Genomic DNA, 19,642 nt, shown 5'->3' on the forward strand with positions numbered 1-19,642 from the left:
TTGATGCGTGTCGACGGAAACGTTGCAGGCGACGACGGGAACGGCCGGAACGGCGGAAGCGACTCCGAGATCTCGGCCGCCTGGGCCCGGGTGAAGCGCCGCCTGCGGGCGGAGCTGGGTGAGGACGTCTACGCGAGCTGGTTCGCCCGGCTCGAGCTGGAGGAGGTCGACGGCGGCACCGCCCGCCTGACCGTGCCGACCCGCTTCCTCAAGAGCTGGATCGAGTCGCACTATCTCGACCGGGTGCTCACCACCTTCCGGGCCGAAGTCGAGACCATCGCCCGCATCGAGGTCGGCGTGCGCGGCACCGGCGCCCCGGCCCGGCCCGTGGCCGCCCCCGGCGCACCGCGCCCGAGCCCGACGAGCGGCCCGCTCGCCCGTCTCCAGGCCTCGCCGCAGCCGACCCCCGTCGCGGTCGCGGCCGTGCCCGAGGCGCGGCCCGCGGACGGCGGTGATCTCAACGGCACCCCGCTCGATGCCCGCCTCACCTTCGCGAGCTTCGTGGTCGGCCGCTCGAACGCGCTCGCCCATGCAGCGGCCGAGCGCGTGGCCCGGCACGAGGGCGAGGGCGCGCTCTACAACCCGCTCTACCTCCACGCGGGCGTGGGACTCGGCAAGACGCACCTGCTGCACGGCATCGGCCACGCCGCGCGCGATTCCGGCCGCCGGGTGATCTACCTCACCGCCGACCGCTTCATGTACGGCTTCGTCAACGCCCTGAAGACCCAGAACGCGCTCGCTTACAAGGAGCGCCTGCGCGGCATCGACCTGCTGATCCTTGACGACGTGCAGTTCATCCAGGGCAAGTCGATCCAGGCGGAGTTCGGCCACACCATCAACGCCTTGATCGATGCCGGCCGCCAGGTCGTCGTCGCCTCCGACCGGCCACCCACCGAGCTGGAGGCGCTGGACGAGCGTGTGCGCTCGCGCCTCGCCGGCGGCCTCGTGGTCGAGATCGGCACGCTGGACGAGGCGCTGCGCGTCTCGATCCTCACCGCCCGCCTCCAGGCGGTGCGCACCGCCCACCCGACCTTCGAGGTCTCGCCGACGGTGGCAGCCTACGTCGCCCGCGCCATCACGGCCAACGGCCGGGATCTCGAGGGTGCGGTCAACCGCCTGCTGGCGCACGCCACGCTCACCGGCACCGCCGTGACGATGGAGACGGCCGAGACCGCGATCCGCGACCTCGTGAAGAACCGCGAGCCGAAGCGCATCAAGATCGAAGACATCCAGAAGCTGGTGGCCTCGCGCTACAACGTCTCGCGCTCGGACATCCTGTCGGAGCGCCGCACCGCCGCCGTAGTGAAGCCGCGCCAGATCGCCATGTACCTCTCGAAGGTGCTGACGCTGCGCTCGCTGCCTGAGATCGGCCGCCGCTTCGGGGGCCGCGACCACACCACGGTGCTGCACGCCGTGCGCAAGATCGAGAAGCAGATCGGCGAGGACGCGGTGCTCGGCGACGAGGTGGAACTGCTGAAGCGCATGCTGCAGGATTGACGAGCGGAGACGGCGCACCGTTTCCGTACACGCACGACGAAGGCCGCGGATCCCCTCTTCCCGCCGTGCGGGGAGAGGGCCAAGTCTCCTTCTTGTCGGGGAGCGTGGCGAGCCGGCAGGCGAAGGTGAGGGGGCGGTGCCTGAGGAGTCCCCTCCGGACACACCCCCTCACCTTCGCTCCGGCTTCGCCTCTCGCCTCCCGCAGGCACAGCAAGGTGCCTGCGGACCTCTCCCCGCCCGGTGGGGAGAGGGGAAGCGTTGCTGGAGGAAGCGACGAGCCAGGAACCAGGGCGCTTCCGGGCCAAGCCTCTGTGGGCGCGGGGCGCCAAGCTCGGCCTTAAGCCCGGCCGCGCCCTTGCCTTCGCTCCGCCCCTTCGCCAAGCTGACCGACCGATGTTCAAGGGCGCCGCCGGCCGCGGCGGCGCGTCAGCTTCAGAGTTTGAGCGATGAGAGTCACTGTCGAGCGCGCGGCCCTGCTCAGGTCGCTCGGCCACGTGCACCGCGTCGTCGAGCGGCGCAACACGATCCCGATCCTGTCGAACGTGCTGCTGCGGGCGGAATCCGGCGGCCTCCAGCTCCGGGCGACCGACCTCGACATCGAGGTGACCGAGTCTGTGCCGGCCGACGTGGTCGATCCGGGCGCCACAACGGTCCCGGCACACGTCATCTACGACATCGTGCGCAAGCTGCCCGACGGCGCCCAGGTCTCGCTGGAGACCGGCGGCGAGTCCGGCCAGATGACGATCCGCTCGGGCCGCTCGCGCTTCGCGCTCGGCGCCCTGCCGGAGGGCGACTTCCCCGATCTCGCCGCGGGCGAGTTGCCCCACAGCTTCTCGATCCTGGCCGCCGACCTGAAGCGGCTGATCGACAAGACGCAGTTCGCGATCTCCACGGAAGAGACGCGCTACTACCTCAACGGCATCTACCTGCACACGATCGAGTCGGAGGGCGCGCTGAAGATGCGCGCGGTCGCCACCGACGGGCACCGCCTAGCCCGGGTCGAGCTCGACGCGCCCGCGGGCAGTCAGGGCATGCCGGGCGTGATCGTGCCCCGCAAGGCGGTGGCCGAGATCCAGAAGCTCGTGGACGACGGCGGCGAGACCGTCGAAATCGACCTCTCGCCCGCCAAGATCCGCTTGCGCTTCGCGGGCGGCGTCACGCTGATCTCGAAGCTCATCGACGGCACTTTCCCGGACTACCAGCGGGTGATCCCGACCGGCAACGACAAGCGCCTGACGGTGGAGCGCGAGTCTTTCGCCCGCGCGGTCGACCGCGTCTCGACGATCTCCTCCGAGCGCGGGCGCGCGGTGAAGCTCGGCCTCTCGGAGGGCCGCCTCGCCCTTTCGGTGAACAACCCGGATTCGGGCAGCGCCACCGAGGAACTCGACGTCGATTACGAGGCCGCCGGCATCGATATTGGCTTCAACGCCCGCTACCTCCTCGATATCACCAGCCAGCTCGAGGGCGACACCGCCCTGTTCCGCCTCGCCGACCCGGGCTCCCCCACCCTGATCCAGGACCGCGAGGGGGCACCGGCCCTCTACGTACTGATGCCGATGCGGGTGTGAGTTCCCGCCGGGCCGCGCGGCATCCACTTCGGCCGCGCGTGCCCTAGGTATGGTCCGCGTGAACGCGCCGCCCGGCGGCGCGGGAATTTCTGCAAGGGGAAGGAACGATATGCGCGCGATTCTGGCGATGGCCGTGGCGGGGATGACCCTGATCGCCCCGATGAACCTCGCCTCCGCCCAGCCCTACGGCTACGGCGACCGCGATTACCGCGACCGCGGCGACTACCGGGACCGCGACTACCGCGATCGCGGGGATTATCGCCGCGGCCGCGACGACGACGATGACCGTCCCTCCCGCGGCGGCCGCAATCGCGGCGACTACGCCTTCGACGAGCGCGAGTACCTCCGCTGCAACCCGGACGTCCGCAGGGCCATCGTGAACGGCCAGATGGCATCGGGTCTCGCGCATTACCGCACCTTCGGCCAGCGCGAAGGCCGGCGCCTCAGCTGCTGACGCACGATCCGATGAAGCCTCGCCGCCTTGCGGCGGGGCCTCACAAGGCCCGAGAGGCCGCGACAGCCCTCACCCTGGCCGCATGACTGACACCGAGGGCGCCCAGCGTCTCACCCGCCTGATCGCCCGCGATTTCCGCAACCACGCCGACCTCGACCTTGGCCTCGGCCGCCGGTTCGTGGCCCTGGTTGGCGAGAACGGGGCCGGCAAGACGAACCTCTTGGAGGCGATCTCGCTGTTCTCGCCGGGCCGTGGCCTGCGCCGCGCCGATCTCGCCACCATGGCGCGGGAGGGCGGGCCCGGCGGCTTCGCGGTCTCGGCGACGCTGGCCCGCGACGGGGATTCGCACCGGCTCGGCACCGGCATCGAGCCGCCCGGCTACGACGGCCGGGTCGCGCGCGTCTGCCGGATCGACGGCGGCAACGTCCCCTCGCCGATCGCCTTCGCCGAGTTCCTGCGCGTGGTCTGGCTGACGCCCGATCTCGACGGCCTGTTCCGCGGGCCCGCGGGCGACCGGCGCCGCTTCCTCGACCGGCTCGTCCTCGCGGTCGATGCGGGCCACGGTGCCCGGGTCTCCGCGATGGAGCGGGCGCTTCGCTCGCGCAACCGCATCCTGGAGGAGCGCCCGAACGACGGGCAATGGCTCGACGCCGTGGAGCGGGAAGCGGCCGAACTCGGCGTGGCCGTGGCGCTCGCCCGCCGCGAGACCGTGGAACGGCTCGATCGCCTGATCGCCGAGACCCGCGAGGACGCCCAGCCCTTCCCCTGGGCCAGCGTGCGGCTGGAGGGCGAACTCGACGACCTCGTGGCGGTCTGGCCGGCGGTGGAGGCGGAGGACCGCTTCCGCGTGGCCCTCGCCCGCGGCCGGCACCGCGATCGCGCCGCCGGCCGCACCCTGATCGGCCCGCAGACCACGGACCTCACCGTGCGGCACGGCCCGAAGGACGTGCCGGCCGCCACCGCCTCGACCGGAGAGCAGAAGGCCCTGCTGATCGGGCTGGTCCTGGCGCATGCCCGCCTCGTCCAGGCGATGAGCGGCATCGCACCGTTGATCCTGCTCGATGAGGTCGCGGCCCATCTCGATCCGCGCCGCCGCACCGGGCTGTTCGAGGCGCTGGAGGCCCTGCCGGGACAGGTCTGGATGACGGGGGCCGATCCGGCGATGTTCTCGGAGTTGGCTGGGCGCGCCGACGTCATCAGGATCGCGGACGGCCGAGTCGTTGCCCCGGAAACCGGCTGAGACACCGATTGCCCCTGTCGAGCCTGGTCCTCTTCGCCGCCGTCTACCCGGTCGCCGTCACCTCACCGGGGCCCGGCGTCTTCGCGCTCGTCGCCCGCGTCCTGGCGCGCGGCACCCGCGGCATCCCGGCCTTCATCGCAGGCTTCCTCGTCGGCGACCTGATCTGGTTCGCGATCGCGGCGACGGGGTCCGCGCTGCTGGCGCAGAGCTTCGCCGCCCTGTTCGTCGGCATCCGCTATGTCGGTGCGGCCTATCTGGCCTGCCTCGCGTGGCGGGCCTGGACCGCGCCGGTCGAGCCTCTGGAGAGCGAGCCCGTTCGTGGCGAGAGCGGGCCGCGCCTTTTGCTCGGCGGCCGTGCCCTGACGCTCGGCAATCCGAAGGTCGTCCTGTTCTTCCTCGCCCTGCTGCCGACCGTGATCGACCTCGAGCACCTCACCCCGCTCGGGATGATCGAGATCGCCGCGACCATCGTGGTCGTGCTCGATACCACGCTCGCCGCCTACACGTTGGCGGCAGCCCGGGTCCGGCGCTTCTTCGTCGCGGTCAGCGCGCGGCAGGCGGTCAACCGCGGAGCCGGCACCGTGATGGCGGGGGCAGCGCTCGCCGTCGCGACGCGGTAAGACGCTCGATCAGTGGTCACGACGATCGGAGCGGCAGCACGAGCATCATCGGTCTCCGCTCAGATCGTCGTAGAACGCCTTGTCCGCCTCGCGCCCTGCCTTCGGAGCCGCCGCGATCTCGTCCAACACGGGCTGTAGCCGCTCCGCCAGAGACCTGCTCCGCTCCTCCCGTTCGCGGTCACGAACGAGAGCGCGGTGCGCAGGTTCGGTCTTGCTCGCCTTGCGGGTCGAGGCCAGCTTGTCCCCCCAAGCCATTGGCCTCCTCGTTCGGGATGTTCAGCGGCACGGACACCCCCAGCGTGTAGACATCGAACGCTACGGCCGACACAAACCCGCTTCAAGCCGCTCGCAGTCCGGACCCTCAAACCCATGTCCCAACGCCTCGACGAGGCCCGCGCCGCGCTCCGGAAAACCTTCGGCTACGACGATTTCCGGCCCGGTCAGGCCGAGGTGATCGGCTCCGTCCTCGACGGGACCGACGTGTTCGCCGTGATGCCGACAGGCTCCGGCAAATCGATGACCTACCAGCTGCCCGCCCTCGTGGAGGACGGGCTCTGCGTCGTGGTCTCGCCGCTGATCGCGCTGATGCACGATCAGGTGCAGCAGATGCGCGCCTTCGGCATCCCGGCCGCGACCCTCAACTCCACGGTGCCGGAGGCGGAATCGCGCGAGACCTGGCGGCGTATCCGCTCCGGGGACCTGCGCCTGCTCTTCGTCTCCCCCGAGCGCCTGCTGATGGACGGGTGCATGGAGGCGCTGCGAGGCGCGGGCGTGCGGCGGCTCGCCGTCGACGAGGCGCACTGCGTCTCGCAATGGGGCCACGATTTCCGGCCCGAGTACCGCGAGATCGCCCGCGCCCGCGAGACGCTGGGCAACGTCCAGGTGCTGGCGCTGACCGCGACCGCGGATGCGACGACCCGCGACGAGATCGCCGAGCGCCTGTTCCCGGCGGGCCGGCCGCCGCGGGTCTTCGTGCACTCCTTCGACCGGCCGAACATCCGCCTGACCTTCATGCCGAAGGACAACCCGACGCGGCAGATCGAGCGCTTCCTGAAGCACCGCCGCCAGGAGAGCGGCATCATCTACTGCTCGTCGCGCAAGCGCACCGAGCAGCTCGCCGACAGCCTGAAGGCGGACGGCTTCAACGCGCTGCCCTACCATGCGGGCCTCGACCAGGCGACGCGGATGAAGAACCAGGACGTCTTCCTGCAGGAGGACGGGGTGGTGATGACCGCGACGATCGCCTTCGGCATGGGCATCAACAAGCCGGACGTGCGCTTCGTCTGCCACGCCGACATGCCGAACAACATCGAGGGCTACTATCAAGAGATCGGGCGCGCCGGCCGCGACGGGCTGCCGGCCGACACGCTCACCCTCTACGGCCTCGACGACATGGCTTTGCGCCGCCGTCAGATCGACGAGAAAGAGGTCGGCGACGAGCGCCGCCGGGTCGAGCGGCGCAAGCTGGAGGCGATGATCGCGCTCTGCGAGGGCGCCACCTGCCGCCGCCAGTCGCTGCTTGGCTATTTCGGCGAGGCGAGCCAACCCTGTGGGCGCTGCGACCTCTGCCGCGGCGGCGTCGAGCTGATCGACGGGACGGTCGCCGCCCAGAAGGTGCTCTCGGCCATCGTGCGCACCGGCCAGCGCTTCGGCGCGGCCTATGTCTGCGACGTGGTGCACGGCAAAGAGAGCGAGCAGATCCGCCGCAACGGCCACACCCAGCTCAAGACCTACGGGGTCGGGGCCGACAAGCCGGTGGCGGCTTGGCGCGCGATTCTGCGTCAGCTCTTCGCGGCGGGCGCGGTGGCGGAGAACAACGACGGCTACGGCGGCCTCTGCATGACCGAGCGCGGCGAGGCGATCCTGTTCGGGCGCGAGAGCGTGCAGCTGCGGCCAGACCCACAGCCGAAGGCGGAGAGCCGCGAGCGCCGCCGCACGTCGGCCGCGCGCGACGACGATGCGCTGGCGCTCTCCGAGGCCGACGAGGCCCTGTTCCAGCACCTCAGGGGCCTGCGCGCCACGATCGCGCGGGCGGAGGGCATCGCCGCCTTCATGGTCTTTCCGGACCGGACGCTCGTGGAGATGGCGCGCCAGAAGCCCGTCGACCTCTGGGCGCTCCGGTCCGTCCACGGCGTCGGCGAGCGCAAGCGCGAGGCCTACGGCGAGCGCTTCGTCGGGGCGATCGCCGAATTCCTCAGCCACACGCCCGCCGGCTGACGGAGGAGCCCGGCTGACAGGTTCGGGCCGCGCTTTCTCCTCGTCTGTGCCCGATTCGGTCTGTTAGGGACGGCCAAAGTTCCTGGCACGAGCGATCACCATTTCCCAGACAATGACAGACGAGGCGCCGCCCGCGGAGCCGCCGCGGATCGCCCGGCGCGCCGTGTTCTACCTGCCGGGCTTCGACCCCCGTGACCCCGAGACCTACTGGGGCCTGTTCCGGCGCGAGGCGCGGCGTACCGCAGTTCGCCGTGACCGCGCGATCATGGTCGGCGAGCCGGCCCGCGCCCCGGACGGAATCAGCCTTGACTGGGACGTGGAGGCGGACGGCACGCGCACGCGCTACAGCCTGCTGCGCTGGGAGGACGTGGTGCGCGCCCACTTCCCCCGGCCCGAATGGCGGCGACTCGCCGCGGTACCGGCGCTTCTCTGGCGCCTCGCCCGCAGCGGCTACAGCGGGAACCTACGCCGCGAGGCCCGGCGGTTCTCGATCGTCATCCACGGCGTCCACCGCATCTATCTGGCTCTGGCGGTGCTCAGCCTCGCGCTCGCCGTCCTCGGGCTGCTCCTCCTGCCGCCGGACTGGCGCCTCGTCGGCCTGCCGGCTGTGCCGGTCGCGGCCTACGGCATCTTGGCGCTGCTGACACGCCTGACCCGCGGACGGCCGCTCTACGTAGCCCATCTCGTGGACGACACCGCCTTCACGCACGCCCACGCCGCCGGGGAGGTCGCCGAGATGCCGGCCCGCCTCGACGCCTTCGCGGCGCGCATCCGCGCCGCCGAGGGGACGGCGGACGAGATCGTGGTGATCGGCCACTCCTCCTCCAGCTTCCTCGGGGTCGAGGTGCTGGACCAGGTGCTGGCAGTCGATCCCGGCTTCGGCACGCGCGGCACGCCGGTCTCCTTCGTGACGCTGGGCAGCGTGATCCCCTGGATCGGCCTCGATCCGGCGGCAGAGCGGATGCGTGCCGCCCTCGCCCGCGTCGCGGGGGCGGACGCGATCGGATGGCTCGACATCCGCGCGCCCTGGGACTGGCTGTCGATCCACCTGCGCGACCCGCTGACCGCCTGCGGCATCCCCTCGCCGGGCCCGGACCGCCCGGCCGTGCTGCGCGTGCAGATCCGGGACCTTGTCGAGCCCCACAAGGTGGCGCGCCTGAGCTGGAACCTGTTCCGCATGCACTTCCAGCTCCTCATGGCGAGCCGGCAGGCGACGGGCTTCGACTACCTCGATCTCGTCTCCGGCCCCGAGCCGGTGCACCGGGTCGTCCGGCGCTGCGGCCGGTCATCCGCGCGCGATCCCGTCGCGGCGGTTTGAGGCGGCGCGATCCGCACGCAACCATGCGTCGGGAGGCGCACCCACGCTTCCCCGGCAGTTGCCTCCGTGCCCGCTTCCGCTCTAGAGCCGGGGCGGATTGCTCTCTTTCGGCCCCACGGGGTCCGGTCGCGGGACACCCACTCTCGCGGCTATCACTTGTCGAGACCCTGCGCATGTTCCGCAACGATGTCCCGATCACGCCCGAACTCGTGCGCCAGCACGGTCTGACGCCCGACGAGTACGAACGCTTCCGCGCGCTCATCGGGCGCGACCCGACGCTGACCGAACTCGGCATCGTCTCGGCGATGTGGAACGAGCACTGCTCGTACAAGTCCTCGCGCAAGCACCTGCGCGGCCTGCCGACCTCGGCGCCGTGGGTGATCCAGGGACCGGGCGAGAACGCGGGCGTGATCGATATCGGCGACGGGCTGGCCTGCGTCTTCAAGATGGAGAGCCACAACCACCCGAGCTTCATCGAGCCTTACCAGGGCGCGGCGACCGGCGTCGGCGGCATCCTGCGCGACGTCTTCACCATGGGCGCGCGGCCGATCGCGGCGCTCAACGCGCTCCGCTTCGGCTCGCCCGACCATCCGCGCACCCGCCACCTCGTCTCGGGTGTGGTCGCGGGCATCGGCGGCTACGGTAACTCCTTCGGCGTGCCCACAGTCGGCGGCCAGATGGGCTTTCATGCCCGCTACGACGGCAACATCCTGGTCAACGCCATGGCGGTCGGCCTCGCCAAGGCGGACGGCATCTTCTACGCGGCGGCCGCCGGCGTCGGGAACCCGATCGTCTATCTCGGCTCCAAGACCGGCCGCGACGGCATCCACGGCGCCACCATGGCCTCGGCCGAGTTCGACGAGGAATCGGAGTCGAAGCGCCCGACCGTTCAGGTCGGTGACCCCTTCGCCGAGAAGCTGCTGCTCGAGGCCTGCCTGGAACTGATGGCCTCGGGCGCCGTCATCGCGATCCAGGACATGGGCGCGGCGGGCCTGACCTGCTCGGCCGTCGAGATGGGCGCCAAGGGCGACCTCGGCGTCGAGCTCGATATCGACAAGGTGCCGGCCCGCGAGGCGGGCATGACGCCCTACGAGATGATGCTCTCCGAGAGCCAGGAACGCATGCTCATGGTGCTCAAGCCCGGCATGGAAGCCGAGGCCGAGGCGATCTTCGTGAAGTGGGGCCTCGATTTCGCGGTGATCGGGCGCACCACCGACACGCTCCGATTCGTCATCAAGTGGCACGGCGAGACGGTGGCCGACCTGCCGATCAAGGAACTCGGCGACGAGGCCCCGCTCTACGACCGCCCCCACATCGCCAACACGCACCAGCCGGTGCTGAAGCCCGCGGACGTGGCAGCGCCCGCCTCCCTCGCCGACGCGCTGCGCCGGCTCGTCGGCTCGCCGGACCTCGCCTCGAAGCGCTGGGTCTACGAGCAGTACGACCACTACATCCTCGGCAACACCGTGCAGAAGCCCGGCGGCGACGCCGCGATCGTGCGTGTCGAGGACGGGCCGAAGGGCTTGGCCCTCACCTGCGACGTCACCCCGCGCTACTGCGAGGCCGACCCGGTCGAGGGCGGCCGGCAGGCGGTGGCGGAAGCGTGGCGCAACATCACGGCGGTCGGCGGGCGCCCGCTCGCCATCACCGACAACCTGAACTTCGGCAACCCCGAGAAGCCCGAGGTGATGGGCCAGCTCGTCGGCTGCCTGCAGGGCATCGGCGAGGCCTGCCGCGCGCTCGACTTCCCGGTCGTGTCCGGCAACGTCTCGCTCTACAACGAGACCAACGGCGTCGGCATCCTGCCGACCCCGACCATCGGCGGCGTCGGCGTGCTCGACGACGTCGCGCGGCACGCCACGCTGGCGCTCAAGCGGGAGGGCGACGTGCTCGTCCTCGTCGGCGCGAGCGAGGGCTGGCTCGGCCAGTCCGCCTACCTCTCGGTGATCGAAGGCCGCGAGGAGGGTGCGCCGCCGCCGGTCGATCTGGGCCTGGAGCGCCGCAACGGCGACTTCGTGCGCGGCCTGATCACCTCCGGCCTCGTCGACACGGTACACGACCTCTCGGACGGCGGCCTCGCGGTCGCGCTCGCCGAGATGGCGATGGCCGGCAATATCGGCGCGGCGCTCCCCGAGGTCGCGGTCGAGGGTCTGCCCGCCCACGCCTACCTGTTCGGCGAGGACCAGGGCCGCTACCTGATCGCCGTCGAGGCGGACGCGGCCTCCGACATCCTCTACAGCGCCTCCTCGCAGGGGATCGACGCGGCAGTGGTCGGCGTCACCGGCTCCGATCGTTTGACCCTGCCGGGCGGCGAGACCATATCGGTGGCCGACCTGCGCCGGGCCAACGAAAGCTGGCTGCCCGACTACATGGCGAGCCAGCCGGCCGCGCCCGCGTCCTGATCCGAGGAGTACCCCGATGCCGATGGATGCGCGCGAGATCGAGCGGATGATCCGCGAGGCTCTGCCCGACGCCCAGATCGAGATCCGCGATCTCGCGGGCGACGGCGACCACTACGCCGCCACCGTCCTCTCCTCCGCCTTCAAGGGCAAGACCCGCGTCGCCCAGCACCAGATGGTCTACGGCGCGCTCCAGGGGCGGATGGGGGGCGTGCTGCACGCGCTTGCGCTGACCACGGGCCTGCCGCAGGATTGAGAGGCACTCCCAGGCCGAGCCATGAGCCTCAAGCCCTCCCGACGCGTCGAAAGTCCACCCCAGCCTCCGACCTGGGGCGAGGCCTTCGCCTGGGAGCGTGAACTGCTGGGAACGGTCCTGAATGACCCGTCCGTCTACGAGGCCGTGCGCAATCTCGTCGGTGCTGGGGATTTCTCATCGGGTTTGCACGAGCGGCTGTTCGAGGCCGTGCCGAAGCTCATGGGACAGGATGGATCGATCGACCTGAACGCGGTTCGTTCCGCACTCGGTGATTACGCCTGGGACGCGGAGGGCGGTCTCGAATTCTGGCTCGCCGGCTTGCTGGCCAAGCGCGTGACCGGCACGGAGGCGGTGCGGCGCGCCTACGATATCCGCGCGAGGGCCGAGCATCGACGGGCGCGACCCGAGCCGATCGACGTCGATTCGGTCGCGTGGTGCCACCGGCAGGCGGCGCTGCTCACGCAACTCGCCGGCCGGTCCGACCCGCTGTCACAAGAGGTCGATTGGCAGAACATCGTCGAGGAGCTTTTGTACGTGGGCCGGTCGCAGGTCAGCGGCGTGGTCCGCAAGATGGAGCTGGTGTTCGAGCATCTCCTGAAGCTTCTGGCCGACCCGAATGCGCCATCCCGCGATCGCTGGCGTGTCGAAATCGATGCCTTTCGGACTCGGATCGCCCGCGAGGCGAAGCCCTCCATGCGGCAGCTGATCGACTTGGACACCACGTGGCGGAAAGGCATGTCCGACGCCGCCGCCGATCTCGCCGGATACGCTGTCCGGCTTCCGCGCGACCTGCCGGACACCTGCCCGTTCACCTTCGAGGATCTGACCACCGAGACGCTTACGCTCGCAGCCCTCCTTGAGAAGCTTGCCGCGACCAGCGATATCAACGCAACCCAACGAGACTGAGGTTTTTTCGCATGTCGGACGTCAACGCCACGATCGAGAACGAGATCAAGTCGCAGGACGTGGTCGTGTTCATGAAGGGCACGCCGCAGATGCCGCAGTGCGGCTTCTCGGGCCAGGTCGTGCAGATCCTCAACTACCTCGGCGTCCCCTTCAAGGGCGTCAACGTGCTGGCCGACCAGGGCATCCGCGAGGGCATCAAGGCCTACTCGAACTGGCCGACCATCCCGCAGATCTACGTGAAGGGCGAGTTCGTCGGCGGCTGCGACATCACCCGCGAGATGTTCCAGTCGGGCGAGCTGCAGACCTTCCTCTCCGAGAAGGGCGTGCCGGTGAAGCCCGCTGCGGCCTGAGCCAGGACGCATCGCCGGACCGGAAGAGGGCGCGCGAGCGCCCTTTTTCGTGTGCGCTGCGGAAAGATCGGCACCGCCGCACCGTTTGTCAGCTGACAGGACCGTGAACGGGCCGTGACATGCGCGACGTCATCATCGTGGGCGGCGGCCCCGCCGGGCTCAACGCGGCCCTGATCCTCGGGCGCTGCCGCCGCACCGTCCTGCTCTGCGACGCCGGCCGGCCCCGCAACGCCGCGACGCCGCGGACCTGGGGGATCTTTACCCGCGACGGCATCCCGCCCGCGGAGCTGCGCGCCTGTGCCGAGGCGGACCTGCGCCGCTACCCCACGGTCGAGCGCCGCGCGATCGAGGTGACCGGCGCCGCCCGGACCGATCAGGGCTTCACGGTAGAACTCGCCGACGGAACGCGGGAGCGCGCGCGGCGCCTGATCGTCGCCACCGGCCTGCATCAGGACCTGCCCGAGATCGAGGGCTTCGCCGAGTTCTGGGGCACGGGCGTGCATTCCTGCCCGTACTGCGACGGCTACGAGGCGCGCGATCAACCCCTCGTCGCCCTCGGCCACGGCCCGGCCGCGAAGGGCTTCGCCCTGGAGCTGACGCTCTGGAGCCGCGACGTGACGCTGTGCACGGACGGCAGGCCGGCGGAACTCTCCGACGAGGACCGCGACCGCCTCGCCCGCCACGGGGTCCGGGTGGACGAGCGTCCGGTCCGGGCGCTGCGCGGCACGGCCGGCGAGCCGAGCCATCTCGAACTCGCCGACGGCACCCACCTGGCCTGCCGGGCCGTGTTCCTGATGCCGGCCGGCTGCCGCCCCTCGGACCTGCTCGCCGGCCTCGGCTGCGACCTCACCGACACTGGCGTGGTGCCGACGAACGACTACGAGCGGACGAATGTGCCGGGCCTCTACGTCGCGGGCGACGCCTCGCGCCGGGTCCAGTTCGCGGTCGTGGCCGCGGCCGAGGGCGCGATGGCGGCCTTCGCGGTCAATACCGAATTGCTGCGCGAGGACACCCGCTGAAAGCGCGCGAACGTGGCGGCTGGACTGAAAATCGCCCGCCCGGATTGCGCCCAGAGTGCCATTCGGCACAACCACCGATGCGCAGCTCTGCAATGGTTAAGAACAGGTTACGAAGTCGAGATATTCGGAACCTGTTCAGGTTGTCCCCGTTATCCCCACGTGGCCGAGCTTGGTTCGGCCATCGCCCCGCAACAGTCGCTGCTCACCGCAAGGCCGGCCATGCCCGTCTTCGATTCCAAGACTCTTGATGCCGACCTCGAGGGGCAGGCGCTCCTCGCGGCCATCCTGCAGCCGACGCGTGCCGCCCGCAGCCAGGCTCTGGTCAACGGCCGCCGCCGGGCTAAGCGCGGGACCATGCCGGCCGGATCGGCTGGGCTGACGCTGCGGTGCGAGCCCGCCGCCGACACGGTCGCCTCCGCCCTATCCTCTACCCGCTGAGCCGCTACCATGCCTGGGGCGTGATCAGGCCCTGGCGCGTGACCACGACCCATTCGCGGCCGCGGCGCTCGATCCCCTCGACGCGGCCGATGCCCGGTACTGAATCCCCCGGTCCCACCTCGACGAGACGGCGGCGGCGATCTTCCAGGATCGCGGTCCCGTCATAGACATCGCGCACCGCCCAGGCCTCCACCACACCGGGCTTCTCGGGAACCTTCTTCGGCTCAATGCTGCCCGTCTGCGTCGGCTCGGGCTTCGCGGGAGCGGCCGGGGCCGCCATCTGCTGCACCGGGGCCGGCACCGTCACGGCAGCGCGCTTCTCGATCTGTGTCGTCAGGGCTAAGAGCTTCGCGCCCTGCTCGCGCTCGGCCTGCTCGACACGCTCGCTGACCGCCGCGATCTTGCCCGACAGTCCCTGCTCGGCCTTGGCGACGCGCTCCGTGAGCCCGGCGCTGCGGCTCGCGGCCTCCTTGCGGGCGGCCTCCTGAACGTCCTTCAGGGCGGCGAGCGTGCGGCCGAGCTGCTCGACCTCCGTGGCGACCCGCGCCGACTCGGTGCGGGCGGCGTCGATTCCGGCGTGGACCTCGGCCAGGGCCTCGCCCTGGCCACCGCGCGGCAGCGAGGCGGCGGTGAGGCCCGCCCCGCAGATCAGCCCGAGGACGAGCGCGCCGCCGGCCACGCCCATGAGGCGCGTGTCGAGGCGCAAGGATGCCTTTCCGGGCATCGCACCGGCCTGAGCGGGCGCGGTCTCCGCGGGGGCGACCTTGCCGCCCGAGACCGCGGCCTTGAGCAGAGCCTCGGGCGAGGCCGGTCCGGTGGCTTTCGTCGTCATGGCCGTCGTCCTCTCCCGAAGCGCGCGAGGTTTGAACCTGAAAGCTTCGGTTAAGGACGCTTGTTTACCGAACCGTTACCATACGGCCCGGATCAGGCCGCCAGCCCTCGCTTCTTCAGGAGCGGGCCGGTGCTCGGCAGGCGGCCACGGAACAGCGTGTAGGCCTCGCGCGGATCGCGCAGGTTCCCGGCGCCGTAGACGTACCGGCGCAGGCGCTGGGCGGTCTCCGGGTGGAAGATGTCGCCGGCCTCTCGGAAGGCGTCGAAGGCGTCGGCGTCCAGCACCTCCGACCAGAGATAGCTGTAGTAGCCGGCCGCGTACCCGTCGCCCGAGAAGATGTGCGCGAAGTGCGGGCTGCGGTGGCGCATCCCGATCTCGGCCGGCATGGCGATGCGCTTCAGGGCCTCCGCCTCGAAGTCGAGCACGTCGAGGCCATCCTCGCCCGCGTTCGAGAGGTGCAGCGTCATGTCGACGATCGCCGAAGCCGTATACTCCACGGTGGCGAAGCCCTGGTTGAAGGTGCGCGCGGCTAGAAGCTTCTGCAGCAGCGCCTCCGGCATCGGCTCGCCGGTGCGGTGGTGGCGGGCATGCGTCCGCAGCACCCCGGGCTGTTCCAGCCAGTGCTCGTAGAGCTGCGAGGGCAGTTCCACGAAGTCGCCCGAGACGGCGGTGCCGGCGAGCAGCGGGTAGGTCACGTCCGAGAGGAGTCCGTGCAGGGCGTGGCCGAACTCGTGGAACAGGGTGCGGGCGTCGTCGAAGGAGAGGAGCGCCGCCTCGCCGGGCGGGGCCTTGGCGAAGTTCATCACGTTGACGATGATCGGCGTGACCGTGCCGTTGAGCCGCTCCTGCGAGCGGAAGGCGCTCATCCAGGCGCCCGAGCGCTTCGTGGCGCGGGCAAAGTAATCACCCAGGAACAGCCCGACCTCGGAGCCGTCCCGGTTGATCACCCGCCAGACGCGCACGTCCGGGTGGTAGCGCGGCACGTCGGCCAGCTCCTCGAAGGCGAGCCCGAACAGCCGCGAGGCCGTGTCGAAGGCGGCCTGGATCATGCCGTCGAGCGGCAGGTAGGCCTTCACCTCACCCTCGTCGAGGTCGTGCTCGGCCCGCCGCAGCTTCTCGGCGTAGTGGCGCCAGTCGTGCGCCTGGAGCGCGAAGTTGCCGCCTTCCTCCGCGATGATGGCCTGGAGCCGGTCTCGCTCGGCGCCCGCCCGCTTCTGCGCCGGTGCCCAGACCTCGGTGAGGAGCGCGGTCGCGGCCTCCGGGCTCGCCGCCATCGTGTCGTCGAGCTTGTAATGGGCGAAGCTCGCGTAGCCGAGGAGGCGCGCCCGCTCGGCCCGGAGCTGCACGATCTCGCGGATGATCGCCCGGTTGTCGGTCTCCCCGCCGGACTCGCCCCGGCGGGTCCAGGCCTCGTGGGCCCGCTCGCGCAGGTCGCGCCGGGTCGAGAAGACGAGGAACGGCTCGATCAGCGAGCGCGACAGGGTGACGACGTGGGTGTGCTCCCCGCCCCGCTCCTCCGCGGCGCTGGCGGCGGCCGCCCGCAGGAAGGGCGGCAGGCCGGCGAGGTCGTCCTCGCCGTCCAGCGGCAGCACGAAGCGGCTCTCGTCGGCGAGCAGGTTCTGACTGAAGCGCGTGCCGAGTTCGGACATCCTCGCGGCGATCTCGGCCATGCGCGCCTTGGCCTCCGGCGCGAGGTCGGCCCCGGCCCGGCGGAAGCGGGTGCGGTAGCGCTCCAGAACGCGCCGCTCCTCGTCGCCGAGCCCGTCCGCGGAGACCCCCGCGATGCGGGCCCAGAGGTCCGGGTTCAGGTAGATGGCGCTGCCGTGCCGGGCGAGCTTCGGGCCGATCGTGCGCTCGATCGCCTGGAGATCCGGGTTCGTGTGGCTGCCGGTGAGGTTGTAGAACACGCCCGCCACCCGATCGAGCGCGAGCCCGGCCCGCTCCATCGCCGCGACGGTGTTGTCAAAGTCCGGGGCCGCGGGATTCGTCGCGATCGCAGCGATCTCGGCCTCGTGGGCGGCGATCGCGGCCTCGAAGGCCGGCAGGTAGTGCTCGGGCCGGATCCGCTCGAAGGGCGGCAGCTCGTGGGGCGTGTCCCAGCGCGCCGCCGAGAAGGGGTTCTCGGAGTCGAGCGTGGGGAGCCCTGCGCTGGATGACGTCATTCCGGTCCTCGTCGTTCGGTCTGGCTGGCAGATGGGGCCGGGTCCGGCCGCCGCAAAGGTGGATGGAGCCTAGCACGATCGCGCCCGAGCGTTGCAGCGCCGCCCTTGCCGCGGCGGGTGCCGCGCCCGATCGTTCCGGAAGAGGGCAGCGTGCCGGCACGCGCTCGGGAGAGGACATCATGAACCTGAGCCGGCAACCGGGCATTCCGCCAGCCTGCGCAATCGCATCCGGTTCCCCGAGCGCGGTTCTCCGCCTTGCGGCACGCACCGGAACCTTCGGCGCCCTCGCGCTCGCCCTGTTCCTCGCCGCCCCCCTGCCCGGCCGCGCCGCGCCGCAGGATGCACCGGCCGCCAGCGTGCCGCTGCCGCCGCCGGTCCCGCCCGAGCGTCCGCAGGAGCTGACGTCCCCGCCTCCGCCCGGGGCAATGATCCAGGCGGCGCCGACGCCGCCCGAGCGACCGGCCGAGCTCAAGGCCGATGCCAAAGCGGACGCCAAGTCCGACGCCAAGTCCGAAGTGATACCCGAGACTCCCGAGGCCGGGCGATCCGAGGCGGCGCAGGCTGCCCCCCTCCCCCCGGCACGCCCGCCCGAGCTCTCCGGCGAGGCGGCTCTGGCGCTCAAAGTCGCCGCCCCCGACGACACCGCCTGCCGCACGCGCCTGACCCGCCTCGGGGCGCGCTTCGAGCCGCTGCCCGCGATCGCGAACGGCCAGTGCGGCGCGCCGCTGCCCCTGAAGCTGACGGCGCTCGACGGGATCGCGCTGCCGCAAGCGGCGACGTTGACCTGCACGGCGGCGGAGGCGCTGGCGCGCTGGGCGACCGAGGCGCAGGTGGCGGCCGAGCGCGAGTTGAAGCAGCCGCTGCGCTCGATCGCCATCGGTACCTCCTACGAGTGCCGGGGCCAGAACCACGCCGTCGAGGCCAAGCTCAGCGAGCACGCCTTCGCCAACGGCATCGACGTGATGAGCTTCGGCGTCGAGGGCCGGGCCAGTGTCACGGTCGCCTCCAAGGCCGCAGGCTCCGACGAGGGCCGCTTCCTCGATGCCGTCCGCGGGCGGGCCTGCGCCTTCTTTCGCACGGTGCTGGGGCCGGGCTCGAACGCCGCCCACGCCAACCATCTCCACCTCGACGAGCGCGAGCGCAGCGCCGGCCACCGCCTCTGTCAGTAGGATGGACGGAACGCTCCGCTTCGCCAGCGACTTTATCGCGGCGGAGCGCCAAGCTCCCGGAGTCTCGGACGCGGATGATGCAGGGGTTCTCGATGCGGGCCGGCCTTGCCGCCCTCGCGCTGGCGGCGCTCTCGGGCACGGCCGAGGCCCGGAAGACCCAACCCAAGACGCCCGAGCCACCGCCCCTGACCGCCGAGGCGATCAACAACGCGGCGCTGCCGGCGGAGGCCGAGACGGGCAAGGAAGCGAAGGCCGGGAGCAAGGGGGCCGATCGGAAGGCGGCGCGCAGGACCGAGCGGCCCGACCCGCTGCTCGTGAAGGTGCAGGTGCTCCTCGACCGAGCCCGGTTCTCGCCCGGCGCGATCGATGGCCGCGACGGCGACAACCTGCAAGGCGCGATCGCCGCCTACGCGGCGGCGCAAGGGTTGCCGGCCACGAAGGCGCCGACGCCGGCGCTCCTGGACAAGCTCCGGACGGATTCGAAGCCCGTCGTCACGGAGTACACGGTGAGCGAGGACGACGCGAAGACGCCCTTCGTGGAGCGCGTGCCGCGCGAACTGGAGAAGCAGGCCGACCTCGACAGCCTGGGCTACACCAACGCCCGCGAGATGCTGGCCGAGCGCTTCCACATGAGCCGTGACCTGCTCAGCGCGCTGAACCCCGGCAAGCCCTTCGACAAGCCCGGGACGGTGCTGCTCGTCGCGGCGGTGACGCCGCTGGAGAGCGGGCGACCGAACTCGAAGGAGCTGCCGCAGGAGCCGAAGGTCGAGCGCATCGAGGTCGACAAGACCAGCCGCGACGTGCGGGCGCTCGACAAGGACGGCAAGCTCGTCGCCTACTACCCGGCCTCGATCGGCAGTGCCGAGAAGCCAGCCCCGAGCGGCGAGACCAAGGTGACCCGCGTCGCCTTCGACCCGACCTACACCTACAACCCGAAATACGCTTTCAAGGGCGTGAAGGCGCGCCGAAAGTTTACCGTCAAGGCCGGGCCGAACAACCCGGTCGGCGCGGTCTGGATCGATCTGGCCATCGAGTCCTACGGCATCCACGGCACGCCGGAGCCCGAGAACGTCGGTAAAACAGAGTCCCACGGCTGCATCCGCCTCACCAACTGGGACGCGCGCGACCTCGGTCTGCACGTCGCCAAGGGCGCCCGCGTGAGCTTCAAGGACGGCTGAGGCCGCCCGGTTGCGGCCT

General features: G+C 71.1%; 18 protein-coding genes. 15 read left to right on the forward strand and 3 right to left on the reverse strand.

Annotation, left to right across the window (positions count from 1 at the left end; all coding sequences use genetic code 11):
• The first annotated feature begins 3 nt into the window (after positions 1–3).
• The 5 genes from dnaA (at position 4) to DK427_RS00030 (ending at position 5,379) form a co-directional block, all read left to right on the forward strand.
• A complete protein-coding gene (gene dnaA, locus DK427_RS00005) occupies positions 4–1,497 on the forward strand; it encodes a chromosomal replication initiator protein DnaA (protein ID WP_109953893.1) in 1,494 nt (497 codons plus the stop codon).
• A gap of 446 nt (positions 1,498–1,943) precedes the next feature.
• Positions 1,944–3,065, forward strand: coding sequence for a DNA polymerase III subunit beta (dnaN, locus tag DK427_RS00015; RefSeq protein ID WP_109949465.1), 1,122 nt, complete (start codon positions 1,944–1,946; stop codon positions 3,063–3,065).
• 109 nt (positions 3,066–3,174) lie between these two features.
• On the forward strand, positions 3,175–3,519 hold the full coding sequence (locus DK427_RS00020; RefSeq protein WP_109949466.1) for a hypothetical protein: 345 nt from the start codon (positions 3,175–3,177) through the stop codon (positions 3,517–3,519).
• Between the two features lie 82 nt (positions 3,520–3,601).
• Positions 3,602–4,759, forward strand: coding sequence for a DNA replication/repair protein RecF (gene recF, locus DK427_RS00025; protein WP_109949467.1), 1,158 nt, complete (start codon positions 3,602–3,604; stop codon positions 4,757–4,759).
• 8 nt (positions 4,760–4,767) lie between these two features.
• Positions 4,768–5,379, forward strand: a complete 612-nt coding sequence (locus DK427_RS00030; protein ID WP_109949468.1) for a LysE family translocator — start codon at positions 4,768–4,770, stop codon at positions 5,377–5,379.
• Between the two features lie 45 nt (positions 5,380–5,424).
• Here DK427_RS00030 and DK427_RS00035 read toward each other — a convergent pair whose 3' ends face one another.
• Positions 5,425–5,634, reverse strand: a complete 210-nt coding sequence (locus tag DK427_RS00035) for a type II toxin-antitoxin system VapB family antitoxin (protein WP_245930728.1) — start codon at positions 5,632–5,634, stop codon at positions 5,425–5,427.
• A gap of 114 nt (positions 5,635–5,748) precedes the next feature.
• Here DK427_RS00035 and recQ point away from each other — a divergent pair, with 114 nt between their 5' ends.
• The 8 genes from recQ (at position 5,749) to DK427_RS00075 (ending at position 14,282) form a co-directional block, all read left to right on the forward strand.
• Complete coding sequence (gene recQ, locus DK427_RS00040) at positions 5,749–7,596, forward strand: DNA helicase RecQ (RefSeq protein WP_109949469.1); 1,848 nt, start codon at positions 5,749–5,751, stop codon at positions 7,594–7,596.
• A 112-nt stretch (positions 7,597–7,708) separates the two neighbouring features.
• Positions 7,709–8,914 carry a hydrolase gene (locus DK427_RS00045; protein ID WP_109949470.1) on the forward strand — a complete coding sequence of 402 codons (1,206 nt, stop codon included), beginning with the start codon at positions 7,709–7,711 and terminating at the stop codon, positions 8,912–8,914.
• 173 nt (positions 8,915–9,087) lie between these two features.
• Entirely contained in the window at positions 9,088–11,316 is a 2,229-nt protein-coding gene (purL, locus tag DK427_RS00050) for a phosphoribosylformylglycinamidine synthase subunit PurL (protein WP_109949471.1), read from the forward strand.
• A gap of 16 nt (positions 11,317–11,332) precedes the next feature.
• Entirely contained in the window at positions 11,333–11,569 is a 237-nt protein-coding gene (locus DK427_RS00055) for a BolA family protein (RefSeq protein ID WP_109949472.1), read from the forward strand.
• A 21-nt stretch (positions 11,570–11,590) separates the two neighbouring features.
• On the forward strand, positions 11,591–12,475 hold the full coding sequence (locus tag DK427_RS00060) for a DUF29 family protein (RefSeq protein WP_109949473.1): 885 nt from the start codon (positions 11,591–11,593) through the stop codon (positions 12,473–12,475).
• Between the two features lie 11 nt (positions 12,476–12,486).
• On the forward strand, positions 12,487–12,825 hold the full coding sequence (gene grxD, locus DK427_RS00065) for a Grx4 family monothiol glutaredoxin (protein WP_109949474.1): 339 nt from the start codon (positions 12,487–12,489) through the stop codon (positions 12,823–12,825).
• 119 nt (positions 12,826–12,944) lie between these two features.
• On the forward strand, positions 12,945–13,844 hold the full coding sequence (locus tag DK427_RS00070) for an NAD(P)/FAD-dependent oxidoreductase (RefSeq protein WP_109949475.1): 900 nt from the start codon (positions 12,945–12,947) through the stop codon (positions 13,842–13,844).
• A 219-nt stretch (positions 13,845–14,063) separates the two neighbouring features.
• A complete protein-coding gene (locus tag DK427_RS00075; protein WP_162559617.1) occupies positions 14,064–14,282 on the forward strand; it encodes a hypothetical protein in 219 nt (72 codons plus the stop codon).
• 4 nt (positions 14,283–14,286) lie between these two features.
• On the opposite strand, the gene DK427_RS00080 is transcribed toward DK427_RS00075, so the two are convergent.
• Entirely contained in the window at positions 14,287–15,114 is an 828-nt protein-coding gene (locus DK427_RS00080) for a hypothetical protein (protein ID WP_109949477.1), read from the reverse strand.
• A gap of 92 nt (positions 15,115–15,206) precedes the next feature.
• The gene (locus tag DK427_RS00085; RefSeq protein ID WP_109949478.1) at positions 15,207–17,276 is read right to left on the reverse strand and encodes a M3 family metallopeptidase; all 2,070 of its coding nucleotides are present in this window, start codon (positions 17,274–17,276) and stop codon (positions 15,207–15,209) included.
• 179 nt (positions 17,277–17,455) lie between these two features.
• Between DK427_RS00085 and DK427_RS00090 the strand changes: the two genes are divergently transcribed.
• Positions 17,456–18,445 carry an extensin-like domain-containing protein gene (locus DK427_RS00090; RefSeq protein ID WP_109949479.1) on the forward strand — a complete coding sequence of 330 codons (990 nt, stop codon included), beginning with the start codon at positions 17,456–17,458 and terminating at the stop codon, positions 18,443–18,445.
• 77 nt (positions 18,446–18,522) lie between these two features.
• Positions 18,523–19,623 carry a L,D-transpeptidase gene (locus tag DK427_RS00095; protein ID WP_109953894.1) on the forward strand — a complete coding sequence of 367 codons (1,101 nt, stop codon included), beginning with the start codon at positions 18,523–18,525 and terminating at the stop codon, positions 19,621–19,623.
• The last annotated feature ends 19 nt before the right edge of the window (positions 19,624–19,642 follow it).

It is taken from the genome of Methylobacterium radiodurans (genome assembly GCF_003173735.1).
GTDB classification, from domain to species: Bacteria; Pseudomonadota; Alphaproteobacteria; order Rhizobiales; family Beijerinckiaceae; genus Methylobacterium; species Methylobacterium radiodurans.

Bases quoted from the DNA above. Each gene is read 5' to 3' on its own strand.
- dnaA (WP_109953893.1), top strand. From the start codon at position 4: ATGCGTGTCGACGGAAACGTTGCAGGCGACGACGGGAACGGCCGGAAC.
- dnaN (WP_109949465.1), top strand. From the start codon at position 1,944: ATGAGAGTCACTGTCGAGCGCGCGGCCCTGCTCAGGTCGCTCGGCCAC.
- DK427_RS00020 (WP_109949466.1), top strand. From the start codon at position 3,175: ATGCGCGCGATTCTGGCGATGGCCGTGGCGGGGATGACCCTGATCGCC.
- recF (WP_109949467.1), top strand. From the start codon at position 3,602: ATGACTGACACCGAGGGCGCCCAGCGTCTCACCCGCCTGATCGCCCGC.
- DK427_RS00035 (WP_245930728.1), bottom strand. From the start codon at position 5,634: ATGGCTTGGGGGGACAAGCTGGCCTCGACCCGCAAGGCGAGCAAGACC.
- recQ (WP_109949469.1), top strand. From the start codon at position 5,749: ATGTCCCAACGCCTCGACGAGGCCCGCGCCGCGCTCCGGAAAACCTTC.
- DK427_RS00045 (WP_109949470.1), top strand. From the start codon at position 7,709: ATGACAGACGAGGCGCCGCCCGCGGAGCCGCCGCGGATCGCCCGGCGC.
- purL (WP_109949471.1), top strand. From the start codon at position 9,088: ATGTTCCGCAACGATGTCCCGATCACGCCCGAACTCGTGCGCCAGCAC.
- DK427_RS00055 (WP_109949472.1), top strand. From the start codon at position 11,333: ATGCCGATGGATGCGCGCGAGATCGAGCGGATGATCCGCGAGGCTCTG.
- DK427_RS00060 (WP_109949473.1), top strand. From the start codon at position 11,591: ATGAGCCTCAAGCCCTCCCGACGCGTCGAAAGTCCACCCCAGCCTCCG.
- grxD (WP_109949474.1), top strand. From the start codon at position 12,487: ATGTCGGACGTCAACGCCACGATCGAGAACGAGATCAAGTCGCAGGAC.
- DK427_RS00070 (WP_109949475.1), top strand. From the start codon at position 12,945: ATGCGCGACGTCATCATCGTGGGCGGCGGCCCCGCCGGGCTCAACGCG.
- DK427_RS00075 (WP_162559617.1), top strand. From the start codon at position 14,064: ATGCCCGTCTTCGATTCCAAGACTCTTGATGCCGACCTCGAGGGGCAG.
- DK427_RS00080 (WP_109949477.1), bottom strand. From the start codon at position 15,114: ATGACGACGAAAGCCACCGGACCGGCCTCGCCCGAGGCTCTGCTCAAG.
- DK427_RS00085 (WP_109949478.1), bottom strand. From the start codon at position 17,276: ATGACGTCATCCAGCGCAGGGCTCCCCACGCTCGACTCCGAGAACCCC.
- DK427_RS00090 (WP_109949479.1), top strand. From the start codon at position 17,456: ATGAACCTGAGCCGGCAACCGGGCATTCCGCCAGCCTGCGCAATCGCA.
- DK427_RS00095 (WP_109953894.1), top strand. From the start codon at position 18,523: ATGCAGGGGTTCTCGATGCGGGCCGGCCTTGCCGCCCTCGCGCTGGCG.